The sequence below is a fragment of the Rickettsia asembonensis genome (assembly GCF_000828125.2).
GTDB classification, from domain to species: domain Bacteria; phylum Pseudomonadota; class Alphaproteobacteria; order Rickettsiales; family Rickettsiaceae; genus Rickettsia; species Rickettsia asembonensis.
The window spans coordinates 29367-45843 of record NZ_JWSW01000001.1; the positions used below are offsets into that span (position 1 = coordinate 29367).

Genomic DNA, 16477 nt, shown 5'->3' on the forward strand with positions numbered 1-16477 from the left:
AAAATATTTCATCATGTAATGCAAAAAATATTAGGTCCTGTAAAAAATTAATCTATATTTAGTTGTTTTTGATTGAAAACCACAAGATTTTTTTTGGAATAAAGATAAATGTTCCAACAAGAATCTTATTAGTTTTTACTTAAAAATATCTAAAAATACGAATAATTTAATTTTTCTTTACAGAACCTAGTGCAGAAATAATTATTTTAATTCAACTTTTGCTCCAGCAGCTTCTAACTTACCTTTGATTTCTTCAGCTTCTGCTTTTTTTACATTGCTTTTCATAGGCTTTGGAGCTTCATCAACTAATTTCTTAGCTTCAATTAAACCAAGACCCGTAATATCTTTTACAACTTTAATTACTTCAACTTTCTTATCACCTGCAGCCATTAAAACTATTTCAAACTCAGTTTTTTCAGCAGCTGCTTCAGCCGCAGGAGCTGCTGCACCGGCAGCCGCTACAGCTACAGGTGCTGCTGCAGATACACCCCATTTTTCTTCTAGCATTTTCACAAGCTCAGCTGCTTGCATTAATGTTAATGATGATAATTGTTCTTCAATTTTAACTAAATCTGCCATAATTTTTTCCTTTTTACTTTTTTTATATTGAGAGATTACTGCATCAGGTATTTCAAAGTTAATTAAATTCTTTTTTGCTACAAATTATAAGATTTTTTTAAAATAAGAAAATCTACTATAAAAAACCTTATTAATTTTCACTATAAAAGCTCTTTAATTATCAATTAAAATCTCTAGTGCAGTAACCTTTAAATTAATTTTTACTAGCATGTGCTTGTATTACTCTCGCCATACTCGAAGACGGGGCTTGTAAAACACCTACAACCTTAGTAGCCGGTGCTTGTAATAACCCAACAATTTTACCTCTAAGCTCATTAAGTGAAGGTAGCTTAGAAAATTCTTTTATTGAATGTTCATCTAATACGTGATTATCGACTATTCCACCAATAATCTTAAGATTATCATTAGCCTTAGCAAAATTAACTACTAATTTTGCCATCTCAACCGGTTCTTTAGAATAAACAATAGCAGTAGGACCTGCAAATAAATTAGCAATACTATCAAGCCCTGTTTGATTTGCAGCTATTTTTGCTAAAGTATTTTTAACTACTTTAAAACCTGCTTCTTTAGATTTAAGTGATTCTCTAAGTGAACTCACTTGACTAACGGTTAACCCATGATAATGAGTAATAATTACGGAGGGCGATTCTTTATAAATATTTACAATCCCCTCTACTGCTACCGGTTTTTCTGATCTTAACACCTTTTAATTCTCCTTTTATAACACAGTTTAATATATTTAAACTGATACAAATGCTTAAAATAACAAAGCTTTTTTATTATTACTAATAGCTACCGTTAAACGGCTATAAAAATTATGCTATACTAGTTAAATCTATTTGTACCGATGCTCCCATAGTAGAAGATAAATACATTGCTTTTAAATAACTTCCTTTTAATCCGGCAGGTTTCACTTTAATTACTGCCTCAATAAACGCATTTAAATTTTTTAATAAATCTTGGTCTGAAAAAGATAATTTTCCAAGCCCTGCATGAATTATACCTGCTTTCTCTGCTCTATATTCTACTTGACCGCTTTTAGCATTTTTAATAGCATTTTTAATATCTAAAGTTACGGTACCAAGTTTAGGGTTAGGCATTAAACCTTTTGGCCCTAAAATTCTTGCAACTGAACCTATAACTGCCATCATATCGGGAGTAGCTATACATACATCGAAATTAATTCTCCCTGCTTTAATTTCATCAATAATATTTGTTGAACTTACTAAATCTGCCCCGGCACTTTTAGCTTCTTCTTCTCTTTCTTCTTTACAAATAACGGCAACTCTTACGGTTTTGCCTGTACCGGCAGGTAAATTAACTACACCTCGTACCATTTGATCGGAATGCCTAGGATCAATTCCAAGCTTCATAACTATTTCTAAGGTTGGATCAAATTTAACATATGATACTGACTTTAATCGTTCAACTGCATTTGTTAAATTATATAAAGTATCTGATTTTACTTTTTCTCTAGCTTCTCTTATTTTTTTACCGCCGCTAATTTTTACGGCAACATCTTTCTTATTTGACATAATAATTAATTCCCTACCACTTCAAGCCCCATAGATGCAGCACTACCACAAATAATTTTTGTTGCTGCTTCAATATCTTTTGTATTTAAATCAGGCATTTTTAACTTTGCAATTTCACGACAATCATCCATAGTAACTTTACCTACTACGGCTTCTTTCTTAGTAGCACTAGAACCTTTAGTAATTTTAGCATATTTCTTTAAAAAATAAGAGGCAGGAGGAGTTTTTATTTTAAAAGAAAAACTACTATCTTCATAAACAGTAATTAAAGTCGGCAAAGGTACTCCTTTTTCCGTATCTTTTGTACTATTATTAAATTCATCACAAAATGTTTTAATATTAACTTTTCTTTGCCCAAGAGCCGGTCCTATAGGAGGAGCAGGAGTGGCTCCGCCGGCCAGAATTATCAAGTTAATATAACCTTTTATTGCTTTCTGAGACATTTATAAATATCCTTATTTTTCTCTTAAATTAATAGTGTATAAACTTGTCATTCCTGCGAAAGCAGGAATCTAAAATAAAATATATCTTAAAAAAACAAGTGTTTTATAAGTTGTGCTGGATTCCTGCTTTCGCAGGAATGACATCAGCGATCTTTATTAGGCTAATAGCAACAATATATTGATTAGTATAAAAATCTAACTACCTTTAATTGTTTTTCTTTACTTGGTTAAAATTTAGTTCTATTGGAGTTGCTTTACCAAATATTGATACTGAAACTTTTAACCTATTTTTTTCTTGATCTATTTCTTCTACCGTACCGCTGAAAGTTTCAAAAGGACCGTCTGTAACAGTCACTATTTCACCAACTTCATACAATTTAGAATTCTTTGCTTCTTTAGCTTCTGCTTCCAAATTATTAAAAATATTCTGTATTTCGCTTTCCGTAAGAGCTTTTGGTGTGGTCTTGCTTCCTAAAAAGCCGGTTACTCCTGGTATGTTTTTTACTAAATGCCAAGATTTATCAGTCATATTCATCTTTATCAAGATATAACTCGGCATTAGTTTTTTTTCTACCTTGACATTTTTACCGCGTTTAACTTCAGAAACTCCAAAAACAGGTATTAATATATCTTCAAAAAAATCCGTCATTTTCTGTTTAGCAATTCTTCTAAGCATATCTTCTTTAATGCGTTTCTCTGCTCCTGATGCGGTATGTACTACATACCACTGCTTTACATTTTTTTCAGAAGAAGGCAATATATTATCTATACTCTGTTCTGTCACAATTTATTCCTTATACTATTTGCCGATATTAAGCAAAAGCTGCATTATGTTATGTATACTATAATCAAGTACCAAACAAATTAGGCTAAAAATAAAAACTGCTACTACCACTACTAATGTTGAAGCAACAAGCTCTTTTCTAGTTGGCCAAACTACCTTATAAGTTTCTTGTTTAACTTGTTCAAAAAACTTATAAATTTTATATTCTTTAAACATATTTTTGTTAGGTAATTTATTAGACTTCTTACAAAATTCTACTTCTAGAGACAATGATCCAACAATGGAATTCTCACATACTAGCATGTACGTTGTGATTCGAGGTGAAGTATCTCTTTTAAATTTTTCTCTATAAGCAAATTTTGTAAAAATTCTATATTTTATAGCAAAAAAGCTCTAAACCTATAATGGCAGGAGCGACAGGCATCGAACCCGCAACCTCCGGTTTTGGAGACCGGCGCTCTACCAATTGAGCTACACTCCTATCATATTTTTAATAAAAAATCAATAAATTTATTAAAAATATTTGTTATTATTAAAAAATTACTATAATAATCGGTACTTCTAATTTATAAGCTGTCACAGTAAAACAACATTTATCTTTGCAAAACATGACATTAATTATATCTAATTAGATCCATCAATTATTTTTTAGCTTTAATAATATCAGCTACCTGACTCGGCACTTGATCATAATGAGAAAACGTCATACTAAACTGAGCTCTACCTTGAGATAAAGACCTAAGCGTATTAACATAACCAAACATTTCCGCTAAAGGAACATTCGCAGTAACTACTTGAGCATTTCCTCTTGGATCCATGCTTTGAATTTGCCCTCTACGACTATTTAAATCACCTATAATATCACCCATATATTCATCAGGAGTGATAACTTCAACTTTCATAATAGGCTCAAGTAATTTAGGATTACCTTTCGGCATCCCTTCTCTAAAGGCTGCCTTTGCAGCAATTTCAAACGCAAGTACACTAGAATCTACATCATGAAACGCACCGTCAACTAAAGTTGCTTTAAAATCAATCATAGGATAACCGGCAATAACACCGGTTTCTCTAATATTATTTAAACCTTTTTCAACACCCGGTATATATTCTTTAGGCACGGCACCACCGACGATTTTACTTTCAAAGACAAAAGTTTTATTTTTATCTTCATCTTTTAGATCTTTTACCTCTTTTAGAGGCTCAAAAATAATTTTTACACGAGCAAATTGTCCTGCACCGCCGGATTGTTTCTTATGGGTATAATCGATTTCGCAAGCTTTTGTTATAGTTTCACGATATGCTACTTGAGGAGCTCCAATATTTGCTTCAACCTTAAACTCTCTTCTCATACGATCAATGATAATTTCTAAATGGAGTTCTCCCATTCCTTTTATCACTGTCTGTCCTGTTTCATGATCCGTTGAAACTCTAAATGATGGATCTTCAGCTGCTAAACGAGAAAGTGCGAGACCCATTTTTTCTTGATCGGCTGTTGATTTAGGTTCTACCGCAAGCTCAATTACCGGCTCCGGAAATTCCATTCTTTCTAAGATTACTTGCTTATCCATATCGGATAACGTATCACCGGTAGTAGTATCTTTAAGCCCTGCTAAAGCTACTATATTGCCTGCTGATGCTTCTTTTACGTCTTCACGATTATTAGCATGCATTAATAGCATTCTGCCGATTTTTTCTCTTTTATTCTTTACAGTATTAATAACAGTTGATCCGGAAGTAATTTTCCCTGAATATATTCTAATAAAAGTTAATGAGCCGACAAACGGGTCATTCATAATTTTAAATGCTAAAGCTGAAAAAGGCTCAGTTATTGAAATAGGCAAATCTTTTTCTTCACCGGTACTTACTTCCATACCTTTTACTATACCTATATCAATAGGCGAAGGTAGGAAATCTACTACAGCATCAAGTAAAGGCTGTACTCCTTTATTTTTAAAAGCACTACCACATAAAACCTGATAAAATGCTGCTGAAATAGTACCTTTTCTGATTAATCTTTTAATTTCTTCTTCTGTTACTTCTTCACCTGATAAATATTTTTCCATAATGTGATCATCTAACTCAACGACCGTATCAAGTAATTTAGCACGATATTCTTCAGCCTTGTCTTTCATATCGGCAGGTATATCTTCTTCAAAATACTCAGCACCAAGTGATTCATCTTTCCAAATCACTGCTTTCATTTTAACAAGATCAATTATACCTTTAAAATTTTCTTCAATCCCTACAGGCAACTGAATAACAAGCGGTTTTGCTCCTAAACGATCTTTGATCATTTCAACGCATCTATAAAAATCTGCTCCCATTCTGTCCATTTTATTGACAAAACACATTCTAGGAACATTATATTTATCTGCTTGCCTCCAAACCGTTTCAGACTGAGGTTCAACACCTGCTACACCATCAAATACTGCAACCGCACCGTCAAGAACACGAAGTGAACGTTCTACTTCGATAGTAAAATCAACGTGTCCAGGAGTATCGATAATATTAATTATCTTATCTTGCCATCTACAAGTAGTAGCAGCTGAGGTAATGGTTATACCGCGTTCTTGCTCCTGCTCCATCCAGTCCATGGTAGCACCGCCCTCATGAACTTCACCTATTTTGTGCGATTTACCGGTATAATATAAAATACGTTCGGTAGTTGTGGTTTTACCGGCATCAATGTGAGCACATATCCCTATATTACGAATATGCTCAAGTTTATTTATTTTACTCATTATATACCCTACCTTATTTCATTTTTTTAGGGCTAAAATGAGAGAAAGCTTTATTAGCTTCAGCCATTTTATGAGTATCTTCTTTCTTCTTAATCGCGACGCCTCTATTATTAGAAGCTTCAAACAGCTCTTCGGCAAGTTTATCAATCATCATTTTTTCAGAACGTTTTGACGCAGCATTAATAATCCAACGGCTAGCAAGAGCATATCCTCTTCTTTCATCAACATGCGTAGGAACTTGATAATTAGCTCCTCCAACCCTAACTGAAGTTACTTCTAAATACGGCTTCACGTTATGCATAGCATTATTAAAGGTTTGATACGGATCGACTCTATGCTTCTTTTCAATTTTATTAAAGGCTGAATAAACAATTTTCTCTGCAAGGGCTTTCTTCCCTTCTTTCATAATATTATTGATAAATCTTGACAGTAAAATACTGTTATATTTCATATCAGGTAAAATTACTCGCTTTTCGGCGGCGTGACGACGTGACATTTTATTTTTTCTCTCTAACTAATAATTTATTTTTTTGTAACTGCAACTTGTTTACGAGGAGCACCATAACGTGAACGACCTTGCTTACGTCCTTTAACTCCAGCAATATCATATGCACCGAGTACGATATGATATTTCACACCCGGAAGATCAGGAACCTGACCGCCTCTTACTAATACCCTATCATGCTCCTTTACACTATGCTTTTCACCGGGAATATATGCATTTACTGTTCTTTTATTACTTAAACGCACCGTTGCAATCTTACGAAGTGCAGAGTTAGGCTTTTTAGGGGTAACGGTTTTTACAACTAGGCAAACACCACTTTTAAAAGGATTAGATTCTAAGGCAGGAGACTTGGTCTTACAAGTTTTTGACTTTCTCCCAAAACGTACTAATTGATTATATGTCGGCATTAAAAAAAATACTCCAAAAAAAACTTATATATACGATAATTAAAGGGTGAAAAAAAATACTTCCACCCTTTATTTTAAATCATTTCTAAATACAAATTATAAGAATTTGTAAACTACACTAAATTTAAATTATAATTACTTTTTCCATAAAAGCAAGTATGTTTTAATTAACAATCATTTTTTTCTCAATTATTTTTGCTATAAAGCTGATTAACATCACTAAAATATAATAACAGCACGCAGCAATAAACATTGGAAAAAAATGATTATATGTTTCAATTGATACAATTTGTGCTCTCCGCATTAAATCCATTTCTCCAAGCATAGAAATAATGGCTGATTCTTTAACCAAATTTACAAGCTCATTTACTAATGACGGAAAAATATTTTTAACTGCTTGCGGCAGAATTATATCTTTCATTATTAAAAACTTTGGAATAGCAAGAGCTTCAGCCGCTTCAAACTGCCCTTTATCAACTGCATTAATCCCCGCCCTGATTACTTCGGAAACATATGCTCCCGAATTAAGGGAAAAAGAAATAGCTCCCGCCATAAACACACTAAATTTAACGCCTATGATATAAGGTGAAGCAAAATAAATAATACTTAATTGAATTAATAAAGGAGTACCTCTGAAAATAGAAGTATAGAAATTTGCAAAAAGCCTTAAAGCACGATTCTTATTTACCTTACAAATAGCGAGCAACATCCCTATTACTAAACCGAATATAACAGCAATAACGCTATATTTTAAAGTTACTAAAGTCCCCTCTACAATAAAAAGGATTTTTGGATAAAATTTTATTAAATACTCAAACATAAATTATTATAGATTTATTCCTGCTTGGATCGGTGTTTTCGTCATTGCGAGGAGCGAAGCGACGTGGCAATCTAGAAAAAAACAAAAAATGCTATAAATTAGTATTTTTTAACTGGATTGCTTTGTCGAATTACTACGTAATTCTTCTCGCAATGACGACTGGGAGTCTACGCAACAATGCCTCCTCACAATGACGATTTGGTATCTACGAAACAACGATGCCAATTTTTGAAATTCACCGAGTATATACATTAATACACTCTTTTTGCCGGTGGAATTGCACTTATCTCATCGGTTAAAGTGGTTAGCGTTACAGGTTTATAATCAAGAACTACTTTACCTGCTTCATCGATAGAGCTAAGAGTATGTTTCATCCAATCTCCATCATTACGATCAGGATAATCTTCCCTAGCATGAGCTCCTCTACTTTCTTTTCTTGCAGCTGCCGAATATACCGTTACCAAAGCCTGATCAAGTAGATTATCTAGCTCTAAAGCCTCCACTAAATCACTATTCCAAATTAAAGATTTATCGTTAATTTTTATATCTTTATAGCCGCTTCTTATTTCGCTAATCATTCCTGCTCCTTCATCTAGTACTTCTTGAGTTCTAAATACCGAAGCGTGACTTTGCATAGTTCTTTGCATTTTAAGCCTTAAATCTGCAACTAAAATATTACCGTTAGCGTGACGGACTTTATCAAATCTATTTATAATTTTTTCAAGCCTTTCTTCTTTTATAGGCTTATGGGGACTCGCTGGACTAATAAGCTCAGCTGTTTTTAAAGCACTACTTCTACCGAATACTACTAAATCAAGTAAAGAGTTTGAACCTAATCGATTAGCACCGTGTACCGATACGCAAGCTGCTTCACCAATTGCCATAAGGCCTTTTACTACGCTATTATGATTAGTACCATCTTTAATAATGACTTGACCGTGGTAATTAGTCGGTATCCCGCCCATATTATAATGAACTGTAGGAAGTACCGGTATCGGCTCTTTAGTGACATCAACACCGGCAAAAATTTTAGCCGTCTCAGAAATACCTGGCAAACGGCTATGTAAAATCTCAGGCGATAAATGATTTAAATGCAGGAATACATGATCTTTATGCTCGCCGACTCCTCGCCCTTCACGAATCTCGATAGTCATCGCTCTTGAAACTACGTCTCTTGAAGCTAAATCCTTTGCAGCTGGAGCGTAACGCTCCATAAAACGCTCTCCGTTTGCATTAACGAGATATCCACCTTCACCTCTAGCTCCCTCGGTAATAAGACAGCCTGCCGAATATATGCCTGTTGGATGGAACTGTACAAACTCCATATCTTGCAGCGGCAAACCTGCTCTAATCGCCATACCACCTCCGTCACCCGTACAAGTGTGAGCAGACGTTGCTGAAAAATAAGCACGCCCGTATCCGCCCGTTGCAAGCACTACATTATGAGCTCTAAAACAATGCAGACTACCGTCATCTAAATTCCACGCAACTACACCTCTACATTCGCCGTCTTCCATCAATAAATCAATAGCAAAATATTCAACAAAAAACTGCACTTTATGCTTCAGTGATTGCTGATATAAAGTATGAAGTATGGCATGCCCCGTACGATCTGCCGCAGCACATGTACGCTGAGCCGCTTTTCCTTTACCGTACTCTGTTGTCATACCACCAAAAGGGCGTTGGTAAATTTTCCCCTCTTCGGTTCTTGAAAAAGGTACCCCGTAATGCTCAAGTTCTAAAATCGCATCGGGAGCATTCTTGCACATATACTCGATGGCATCCTGATCACCTAACCAGTCTGAACCTTTCACCGTATCATACATATGCCAATACCAATCATCTTCGCCCATATTCCCAAGAGCTGCACTGATTCCACCTTGAGCAGCCACAGTATGACTACGGGTTGGAAACAACTTAGTTATACAGGCGGTATTTAGACCTTCTTTAGCCATACCGAATGCAGAACGAAGCCCAGCTCCGCCCGCACCTACAACTACTACATCAAATTTATGATGTATGATATTATACGCTTTGGTCATTAAATTAATTTTTTATTATTTTGATACGTGAATTGCATATTCCTGTCACCCCGTGGCTTGACCACGTGGTCCAGTAATTCAATACACAATAATGCTATAAACTGTTTTCTGGATACCGCGGTCAAGCCGCGGTATGACAATTTTTACCCCCTATAAAACATCGCTACTACAAAAGCTGCAATAGTCACAATACAAAATAATTGCACTATTATAATCAATATATTACGTAATTTGTGACAACTTACATAATCCTCAATCACTACACGCATACCAAGCATTGCATGATACAACAAAATAGCCACCGTAATTAACAATGCTACTACGTTAAAAGGCTTTTTAAGCTCCCACATAATAATATTTATGTCATTATTTTTGTTAGTTAGCGTAAAATATATTAACCATATAGAACATAAAGCTAATATAATCCCCGTTACTCTTTGCAATAACCAATGATGAGAACCACTTTTAGCAGAACCGCTATTTTTTGCTTTTACAATTTCTGCTTTAAAATCATATACCATTAATTTTCTCTAAACATATTTTTTCTGTTATTTGTTTTAGCTTTTCAATTCTATCAATCAAATATAAAAGCTGTTCTTTGGTAATTTTATAATTTTTATTATATCTTGCATCAACATATGCTTTTTGAAGCAACTCAAAACATTCTTTTTGCTCCGGCGTTGCTATAGGAAATACTTGCAATAACTCACTATTGTAGTTTTCTGCTTTGCCCCCTAATTTTTTTATATCATGCAACTTTGGCTTATAACGAGAAAAAACTAATAAAATTGTACTATAAAAACTTTCCGTGGCTTGGTGAAGCATAAAAGCTGCTAATGCATGTTTTTGTTTTTCGAGGAAGTTATATGCTCCATCTAAAAAACCATATCCTCTTTCATACCATTGCTCATAATCTTCTTTAGCAATTTCTTTTACCTCGCTCCAAGGTAAATCTTTAGCTTCGCTTAAAACAAACTCGCTGCTATCATATAAAAGAATTCCTTCTTTCTTAATATCAGTGAAAAAATAACGCCCTTTCTCTAACTGCCTATTTACCTCGTCTATTGATTCAAGAATTATGGATATCTCTGAATCATATGGAATAATCTGATTTTTTATTATGCCCGTCTTTTCTAATCTTTTATATATATTATCTTCTAACCTTAAAGCAACATGTCCTTTATATTTACCTTTTTTTAGAATTATCAAAATATCGGTATCGCTATGATAGCCGTTAGGTAAATCACGTACCCAACCACCTCTAGCAAACGAACCATACAAGATAATCATGGCAATTTTATCTTGTACAATATCTAAAATTTGCTGCACTATAAAATTAAGCCTTGCTTCAATCTTTAAAGAACGTTCAGGTAAAGTGGTTTTCATTATTCTTATTTATACTTTTATACCCATAGTAACATAGTTAATAATATAGAACATACAACTACACACCAACCGGTGATATTAACTGCTTTTATAGAAAAGCCGTAACCGATATCCCAGAATAAATGCCGAATACCGTTACATAAATGATAAAACCAAGCGTAGCTTACTGCTACTAAGCATATTTTTATAATGCAGCAATTAGCAAGTTGTAAATAATTATTGTCATATTTGCTAAGAATCAACCACCACGCCAAAATCGATACTGCAAAAAATAGAGCTACGCCGGTCATACGATGCAAAATCGATAAAGTAGAACTAATTTGCGGCTTATATATGCTTAAATGCGGCGAAGTCGGACGCTTATTATAAATTTCTTGTTTAGTTTTAGTCATATATTTCTAATAAATAAAAAAGGGCTATGTCATTCCCGCGTGGACTGGTAAAACCAACCATTGTCACCCCGCGGCTTGTCCACGGGGTCTAGTTAAGAATACTAATATTATTAGTATTCTTAGGTGTTTTACTGGATACCGTGGACAAGCCACGGGATGACACCGAATGTATTTTATGGTCCACGCAGCCTATGACTGCTCGCAATGACGATTAGGTATGGAATGACATCCTATACGTTCATACACCACTAGGTCAATGACATCTATCTCTGTAACCAATGCCCTTCAGCGGGTGATAAGTCATCCACAACTGCTCTTCTATCATCAAAGACAAAACATTCACCTTGCCATAAATTATTCTTATTTTGCGTATCTTCTAAATACTGCAATATACCACCCTTTAAATGATACACTTCATCATAACCTATGCTTTTAAGTAAACTGGTGGATTTTTCACACCTAATACCACCTGTACAAACCATAGCAATTTTTTTACCTTTGAGCAATTCTTGATTCTGCTGAACCCAAGCAGGAAACTGCTTAAATGTTTTAGTATTAGGATTAATTGCCGATTTAAATGTACCGACCTCTACTTCATAATCATTACGAGTATCTATTACTATAACATTTTGTTTGGTGATAAATTCGTCCCAATCTTTCGGCTCTATATACTCACCTTTAAATAAATCAACATTCAAATCTTCAACATTCATCGCTACAATCTCTTTCTTAAGCCTTATCTTCAGCTTTTGAAAAGGATGAACATCACTATAATTTATTTTAACGTTAACATCTTTGGGAGAGGTTAGTTTTATTAGTTCTTCAAGTACAAGATTTACATTTTCATATGAGCCTGAAAAAGAACCGTTAAAACCTTCGTTAGCTAATAAAATAGTACCTCTAACATATTTTTTTTTACCGATAAGCAAAAGTTTCGGTATCAAATTCGCCGGTTCTTCTATATTAACAAAACTATATGCACTTAAAATTGCTATTTTTTCATTCATAAATTATTTAGGTGTCATACCGTGGCTTGACCACGGTATCTAGTTAAAAATTAAAAAATATCGGATACCGTGGTCAAGCCACGGTATGACATTTAATCACACCACCGATAACGGTACAAATACACTTGTATCGCCCCTTTCAATCAAGAGCAAAATATTTTGCTTATTCGATTTTTTTGCATTTTCATATAATTCTTCTAGCTTACTTATATTGTCTATGCTTTCCTGATTAATATTGGTTATCAGATCGCCAATTTTGAAGCTACTTTCTTCTTCATCAATATTGGTTATAACTATTCCCGCCTTATCGCTCGGAATATTATATTGTTGTTTTAATTCTTCAGTCAAATTACTAAAAGTAATATTATTTTTAGTAATAGATAAATTACTTTCTTCTTTGTTTGTTATTTCTTCTTTATTGGTCTCTTCTGTAGAATCTTTGGTAACTTCTTCATTATCTGAAGTAATTTTAATAGGTAATTCAAGCTCTTTTTTATCGCGAAGTATTTTTACTTTTACTTCCTGATCAATAGGAGCATCTGCAATAATTACACGCAATTTTTTAGTATTTTTAACCGGTATATCTGCAAACTCTATTATTATATCACCTGTTTTAATTCCTGCTTTATCACCTGGACCATCTTCTTGTACTTTAGCTACTAACACCCCCCTAGTATCTTTAAGCCCTAACCCTTCAGAAATTTCCTCGGTTAAATCTTGTATTGTTACTCCAAGGCGTCCTCTACTTACTTTTCCATCTTTCTTAAGACGTTCGATTATGGGCTTTGCAGTATTTGACGGTATTGCAAAACCAATACCTATATTAGTACCGAGCGGTGAAAAAATTGCCGTATTTACGCCTATTACTTTTTGATCCAAATTAAACATAGGACCGCCGGAATTACCGTTATTAATTGCAGCATCCGTTTGAATAAAATTATCGACTATATTATCCGTATCTATATCGATATCCCGCCCTTTAGAGGAAATAATACCGCTTGTCACCGTACCGCCTAGATTACCGAATGGATTACCGATTGCAATAACCCAGTCTCCTATTCTTGCATCATTTGAATCTCCAAACTCAACAAACGGTAACGGTTCCTCACTATCTATTTTTAAGAGCGCTAAATCGGTTTTAGTATCGCTACCTATTAATTTAGCCGATAATTCGGTATTATCTGCAAGTTTTATATTAATTTTATCAACATTTGCAATTACATGATAGTTTGTCACTATTAAACCGTTAGGCTCAATAATAAACCCTGAACCAAGCGGAACGCTTTTAGGAGTTTGATCGACCTCTTCCAAATTCAGCGGTATATTAAGCTTTTCTAAAAAATCATTAATGAAGTCTAAAGGCTTTTTTTCTTGCAGTGGATCTTTCTTAGCATTTTCCGACTTACTATTAACATATTCTATTGTTGAAATATTAACGACTGCAGGAATTAACGGCTCAACTATATCAGCAAAGCTATAACGGGCAGCTTCACTTACTTTTAAAGGAGCAGAATTTATTGCCGTAAATTCATTCTCATCTTGCTCCGCTACTTTTAAAGATTTACTATTTTCTTTTGCTAGAACAATATTACTTGATATTAAAACTATTATAACAAGAACTATTTTTAGGTCTATCATATACTCCAAAGTAAAATGAACAGTAAGTAAACGATTATACTACTTAGTTAAATTAAGGTATTTTAAAACTTCAGCCTCAGGTGAAATTACAAAATTAGTATCTTCTTTCTTTAAAGAATTTTTATATACTAAAAGTGATCTATAAAATTTATAAAATTCCGGATCGACGGAATAAGCAGAATTATATATTTTTGCCGCTTTCTCATCGCCGTCACCTTTGATAATTTGTGCATCTCGATAAGCTTTAGCAAGTATTATTTTACTTTCTTTATCTGCTTTTGAACGAATACGCACGCTTTCTTCTTGTCCTTCTGCTCTAATTTGGGTTGCTTCCTTTTCACGTGCCGTTTGCATACGACGATAAATAGCTGCACTATTTTCTTTCGGTAAGTCTGCTCTTAAAATTCTAACATCTACCACATCAATACCAAAGCTTTTAGCTTCTACGTCTACTTGATTTAAGATATTTAGCATTATATCACTACGTTCTTGTGTTAAAAGACTGCTAAGCGAAACTTTACCTATCATCTTACGCATCGACGATTCAAGATTACGAGTCAATCTGATTTTCACGCCTTGATAATCATGTACCGTTTTATAAAACATTACGGGATTATTAATTTGGAATTTGGCATAAGCATCAACAATAACTCGTTTACCGTCGGCAGCCGTTAATTCTTTTGCCTCAACCTCAACATCTAAAAGACGTTTATCAAAAAATTCAACGTTTTGAATAAACGGGATTTTAATATTTAGCCCTGGATTTTCTATAGTTCTAACTGCTTCACCAAACTGGAATACTACAGCAGATTGGCGTTGGTCCACCGAAAATAAGGAGCTAAAAATCAGTATCAGCCCAAAAACAATTGTAAAAATTATATAATAAATCTTTTGTTGCATTTAATATTCCTTGTTGTTTAGTCTTATTAAGTGATTCTTAAAAGAACACTATGTAAAATGAATATTACGAAGATCAACTTCAAAAAGAGCAAGGAGTTCACAAGTCGAGAAACGCAACGTATACTTAATACGTGAGTACCGCAGATTTTGTAGAACGACGCAGCCAATTTTTGAAGTTCATCGAGTAATAGCCATATGCGGCAGTAGTGCATTATTAATAATCGTTTTATTTGAACCGCCTAATATCTCTTCGACTACTTCTAAATATAACCTATCTCTAGTTACTTGCCTACCTATAGTATATTGTTTATAAATAGCATTAAATCTTTGGCTATCACCTTCTGCTTTTGATATAACTTCTTCTTTATAACCTTCTGCTTCTTGTATAATCTTTGCTGCTGCTCCTCTAGCTTCCGGCAAAATCTTATTATTATAGGCTTGAGCTTGATTTATTTCTTTCTCTTTATCTGCTTTTGAAGTTTGTACATCTCTATAAGCGTCTATTACTTCGGCAGGCGGTTCGGCTTTTAATAATTGTACTTTCTCAATCATAACACCGGCATTGTAACTATCCAGTATCTTCTGTGCTAATTTTTCTATTTTATAAGTAATTTCCTGCTTTTGATCAGATAATACCCACGAAATAGGAGTATTACCTATTACTTCTCTAACAGCACTTTCTACCGTTGCTTTTACTGTTTCTTCAGGTCTTTGTACGTTAAAAATAAAATCTTCAAGGTTATTAATATGCCACATTACGTCACAATTTAAAGCAACGATATTTTCATCACCTGTAAGCATTATACTTTCACCGACAATATTTTTAGTATTATCACCACCGCTACGTGCCGAGCTATTTGTACGATAACCAATCTCAATTCGGCGTGATTGTTTAACTTTCTCAACTATTATCTTTTCAAAAGGGGCAGGCAAATGATAATTAAGCCCAGGGTAGCCCTTACGCACAAAACGCCCAAATCTTATTACCGCTGCTTCTTCACCTTCTTTTATTTCATAAATACCCGAAGCAAGCCATAAAGCAATCACTGCGACAACAGCTAAAATTATTGTTTTAGCATTGAAATTAAACTGGAATTGAAATTTATCAAAATTAAATTGATTTTTACGCGGTCTTGTGAATATGTTATCGTCTTTATTAGAATCAAAATCTTTCCATGGGGATTTTTTTAAAATCGAGCTATATTTTTTACTAAGCATTTGCTTTTTTATATTATTTTAAGGATTAAGTGATTATATATATTATAGCATATAACGTCAAGTTACGAACTTAAAACAGC

20 protein-coding genes and 1 tRNA gene are annotated in these 16477 nt (G+C 33.9%); 1 reads left to right on the forward strand and 20 read right to left on the reverse strand.

Features of this window, described 5'->3' with window-relative positions:
- Positions 1-201: 201 nt before the first annotated feature.
- The 4 genes from rplL to rplK form a co-directional block, all read right to left on the reverse strand.
- Positions 202-579: a 50S ribosomal protein L7/L12 gene (gene rplL / locus SB78_RS00225; protein ID WP_041077506.1), complete on the reverse strand. Its 378-nt coding sequence runs from the start codon at positions 577-579 to the stop codon at positions 202-204.
- Positions 580-772: 193 nt separating this feature from the next.
- Positions 773-1282, reverse strand: a complete 510-nt coding sequence (gene rplJ, locus SB78_RS00230; protein WP_041077508.1) for a 50S ribosomal protein L10 — start codon at positions 1280-1282, stop codon at positions 773-775.
- A 112-nt stretch (positions 1283-1394) separates the two neighbouring features.
- Positions 1395-2114, reverse strand: a complete 720-nt coding sequence (gene rplA, locus SB78_RS00235; protein ID WP_041077510.1) for a 50S ribosomal protein L1 — start codon at positions 2112-2114, stop codon at positions 1395-1397.
- Positions 2115-2119: 5 nt separating this feature from the next.
- Positions 2120-2557: a 50S ribosomal protein L11 gene (gene rplK, locus SB78_RS00240; RefSeq protein WP_041077512.1), complete on the reverse strand. Its 438-nt coding sequence runs from the start codon at positions 2555-2557 to the stop codon at positions 2120-2122.
- A gap of 44 nt (positions 2558-2601) precedes the next feature.
- Here rplK and SB78_RS09830 point away from each other — a divergent pair, with 44 nt between their 5' ends.
- Positions 2602-2739, forward strand: a complete 138-nt coding sequence (locus SB78_RS09830; RefSeq protein ID WP_199402665.1) for a hypothetical protein — start codon at positions 2602-2604, stop codon at positions 2737-2739.
- Positions 2740-2762: 23 nt separating this feature from the next.
- On the opposite strand, the gene nusG is transcribed toward SB78_RS09830, so the two are convergent.
- The 16 genes from nusG to hflK all read right to left on the reverse strand — a co-directional run bounded on the left by nusG (position 2763) and on the right by hflK (position 16397).
- Positions 2763-3341 (reverse strand): transcription termination/antitermination protein NusG, encoded by a 579-nt coding sequence (gene nusG, locus SB78_RS00245; RefSeq protein ID WP_041077515.1) that lies wholly within the window; start codon positions 3339-3341, stop codon positions 2763-2765.
- A gap of 15 nt (positions 3342-3356) precedes the next feature.
- Positions 3357-3557 carry a preprotein translocase subunit SecE gene (secE, locus tag SB78_RS09835; protein WP_004996644.1) on the reverse strand — a complete coding sequence of 67 codons (201 nt, stop codon included), beginning with the start codon at positions 3555-3557 and terminating at the stop codon, positions 3357-3359.
- A gap of 189 nt (positions 3558-3746) precedes the next feature.
- Positions 3747-3822, reverse strand: a tRNA-Trp gene (locus tag SB78_RS00255).
- A gap of 160 nt (positions 3823-3982) precedes the next feature.
- On the reverse strand, positions 3983-6082 hold the full coding sequence (gene fusA, locus SB78_RS00260; protein ID WP_041077517.1) for an elongation factor G: 2100 nt from the start codon (positions 6080-6082) through the stop codon (positions 3983-3985).
- A gap of 13 nt (positions 6083-6095) precedes the next feature.
- Positions 6096-6578: a 30S ribosomal protein S7 gene (rpsG, locus tag SB78_RS00265; protein WP_041077519.1), complete on the reverse strand. Its 483-nt coding sequence runs from the start codon at positions 6576-6578 to the stop codon at positions 6096-6098.
- Between the two features lie 26 nt (positions 6579-6604).
- Entirely contained in the window at positions 6605-6994 is a 390-nt protein-coding gene (gene rpsL / locus SB78_RS00270; protein WP_041077521.1) for a 30S ribosomal protein S12, read from the reverse strand.
- 163 nt (positions 6995-7157) lie between these two features.
- Entirely contained in the window at positions 7158-7814 is a 657-nt protein-coding gene (locus SB78_RS00275; RefSeq protein ID WP_041077524.1) for an amino acid ABC transporter permease, read from the reverse strand.
- Between the two features lie 251 nt (positions 7815-8065).
- On the reverse strand, positions 8066-9856 hold the full coding sequence (gene sdhA, locus SB78_RS00280) for a succinate dehydrogenase flavoprotein subunit (RefSeq protein WP_041077526.1): 1791 nt from the start codon (positions 9854-9856) through the stop codon (positions 8066-8068).
- Positions 9856-9996, reverse strand: coding sequence for a palindromic element RPE4 domain-containing protein (locus SB78_RS10420; protein WP_241773627.1), 141 nt, complete (start codon positions 9994-9996; stop codon positions 9856-9858). The genes sdhA and SB78_RS10420 overlap by 1 nt, the downstream gene beginning before the upstream one ends.
- Positions 9997-9999: 3 nt before the next feature.
- Positions 10000-10377, reverse strand: a complete 378-nt coding sequence (gene sdhD, locus SB78_RS00285; RefSeq protein ID WP_041077528.1) for a succinate dehydrogenase, hydrophobic membrane anchor protein — start codon at positions 10375-10377, stop codon at positions 10000-10002.
- Positions 10367-11242, reverse strand: coding sequence for a HEPN domain-containing protein (locus SB78_RS00290; protein WP_041077530.1), 876 nt, complete (start codon positions 11240-11242; stop codon positions 10367-10369). Before SB78_RS00290 ends, sdhD begins: the two co-directional genes overlap by 11 nt.
- 17 nt (positions 11243-11259) lie before the next feature.
- Positions 11260-11634 carry a succinate dehydrogenase, cytochrome b556 subunit gene (gene sdhC / locus SB78_RS00295; protein WP_041077532.1) on the reverse strand — a complete coding sequence of 125 codons (375 nt, stop codon included), beginning with the start codon at positions 11632-11634 and terminating at the stop codon, positions 11260-11262.
- 263 nt (positions 11635-11897) lie between these two features.
- A complete protein-coding gene (trhO, locus tag SB78_RS00300) occupies positions 11898-12641 on the reverse strand; it encodes an oxygen-dependent tRNA uridine(34) hydroxylase TrhO (RefSeq protein WP_041077534.1) in 744 nt (247 codons plus the stop codon).
- 96 nt (positions 12642-12737) lie between these two features.
- Positions 12738-14279, reverse strand: a complete 1542-nt coding sequence (locus SB78_RS00305) for a Do family serine endopeptidase (RefSeq protein ID WP_041077536.1) — start codon at positions 14277-14279, stop codon at positions 12738-12740.
- Between the two features lie 39 nt (positions 14280-14318).
- The gene (gene hflC / locus SB78_RS00310) at positions 14319-15179 is read right to left on the reverse strand and encodes a protease modulator HflC (protein WP_041077538.1); all 861 of its coding nucleotides are present in this window, start codon (positions 15177-15179) and stop codon (positions 14319-14321) included.
- A 177-nt stretch (positions 15180-15356) separates the two neighbouring features.
- A complete protein-coding gene (hflK, locus tag SB78_RS00315) occupies positions 15357-16397 on the reverse strand; it encodes an FtsH protease activity modulator HflK (RefSeq protein WP_041077541.1) in 1041 nt (346 codons plus the stop codon).
- Positions 16398-16477 lie beyond the last annotated feature (80 nt).

Coding starts and splice junctions, on each gene's coding strand:
- rplL (WP_041077506.1), bottom strand. CDS start 579: ATGGCAGATTTAGTTAAAATTGAAGAACAATTATCATCATTAACATTA.
- rplA (WP_041077510.1), bottom strand. CDS start 2,114: ATGTCAAATAAGAAAGATGTTGCCGTAAAAATTAGCGGCGGTAAAAAA.
- rplK (WP_041077512.1), bottom strand. CDS start 2,557: ATGTCTCAGAAAGCAATAAAAGGTTATATTAACTTGATAATTCTGGCC.
- secE (WP_004996644.1), bottom strand. CDS start 3,557: ATGTTTAAAGAATATAAAATTTATAAGTTTTTTGAACAAGTTAAACAA.
- fusA (WP_041077517.1), bottom strand. CDS start 6,082: ATGAGTAAAATAAATAAACTTGAGCATATTCGTAATATAGGGATATGT.
- rpsG (WP_041077519.1), bottom strand. CDS start 6,578: ATGTCACGTCGTCACGCCGCCGAAAAGCGAGTAATTTTACCTGATATG.
- rpsL (WP_041077521.1), bottom strand. CDS start 6,994: ATGCCGACATATAATCAATTAGTACGTTTTGGGAGAAAGTCAAAAACT.
- SB78_RS00275 (WP_041077524.1), bottom strand. CDS start 7,814: ATGTTTGAGTATTTAATAAAATTTTATCCAAAAATCCTTTTTATTGTA.
- sdhA (WP_041077526.1), bottom strand. CDS start 9,856: ATGACCAAAGCGTATAATATCATACATCATAAATTTGATGTAGTAGTT.
- sdhD (WP_041077528.1), bottom strand. CDS start 10,377: ATGGTATATGATTTTAAAGCAGAAATTGTAAAAGCAAAAAATAGCGGT.
- SB78_RS00290 (WP_041077530.1), bottom strand. CDS start 11,242: ATGAAAACCACTTTACCTGAACGTTCTTTAAAGATTGAAGCAAGGCTT.
- sdhC (WP_041077532.1), bottom strand. CDS start 11,634: ATGACTAAAACTAAACAAGAAATTTATAATAAGCGTCCGACTTCGCCG.
- trhO (WP_041077534.1), bottom strand. CDS start 12,641: ATGAATGAAAAAATAGCAATTTTAAGTGCATATAGTTTTGTTAATATA.
- SB78_RS00305 (WP_041077536.1), bottom strand. CDS start 14,279: ATGATAGACCTAAAAATAGTTCTTGTTATAATAGTTTTAATATCAAGT.
- hflC (WP_041077538.1), bottom strand. CDS start 15,179: ATGCAACAAAAGATTTATTATATAATTTTTACAATTGTTTTTGGGCTG.
- hflK (WP_041077541.1), bottom strand. CDS start 16,397: ATGCTTAGTAAAAAATATAGCTCGATTTTAAAAAAATCCCCATGGAAA.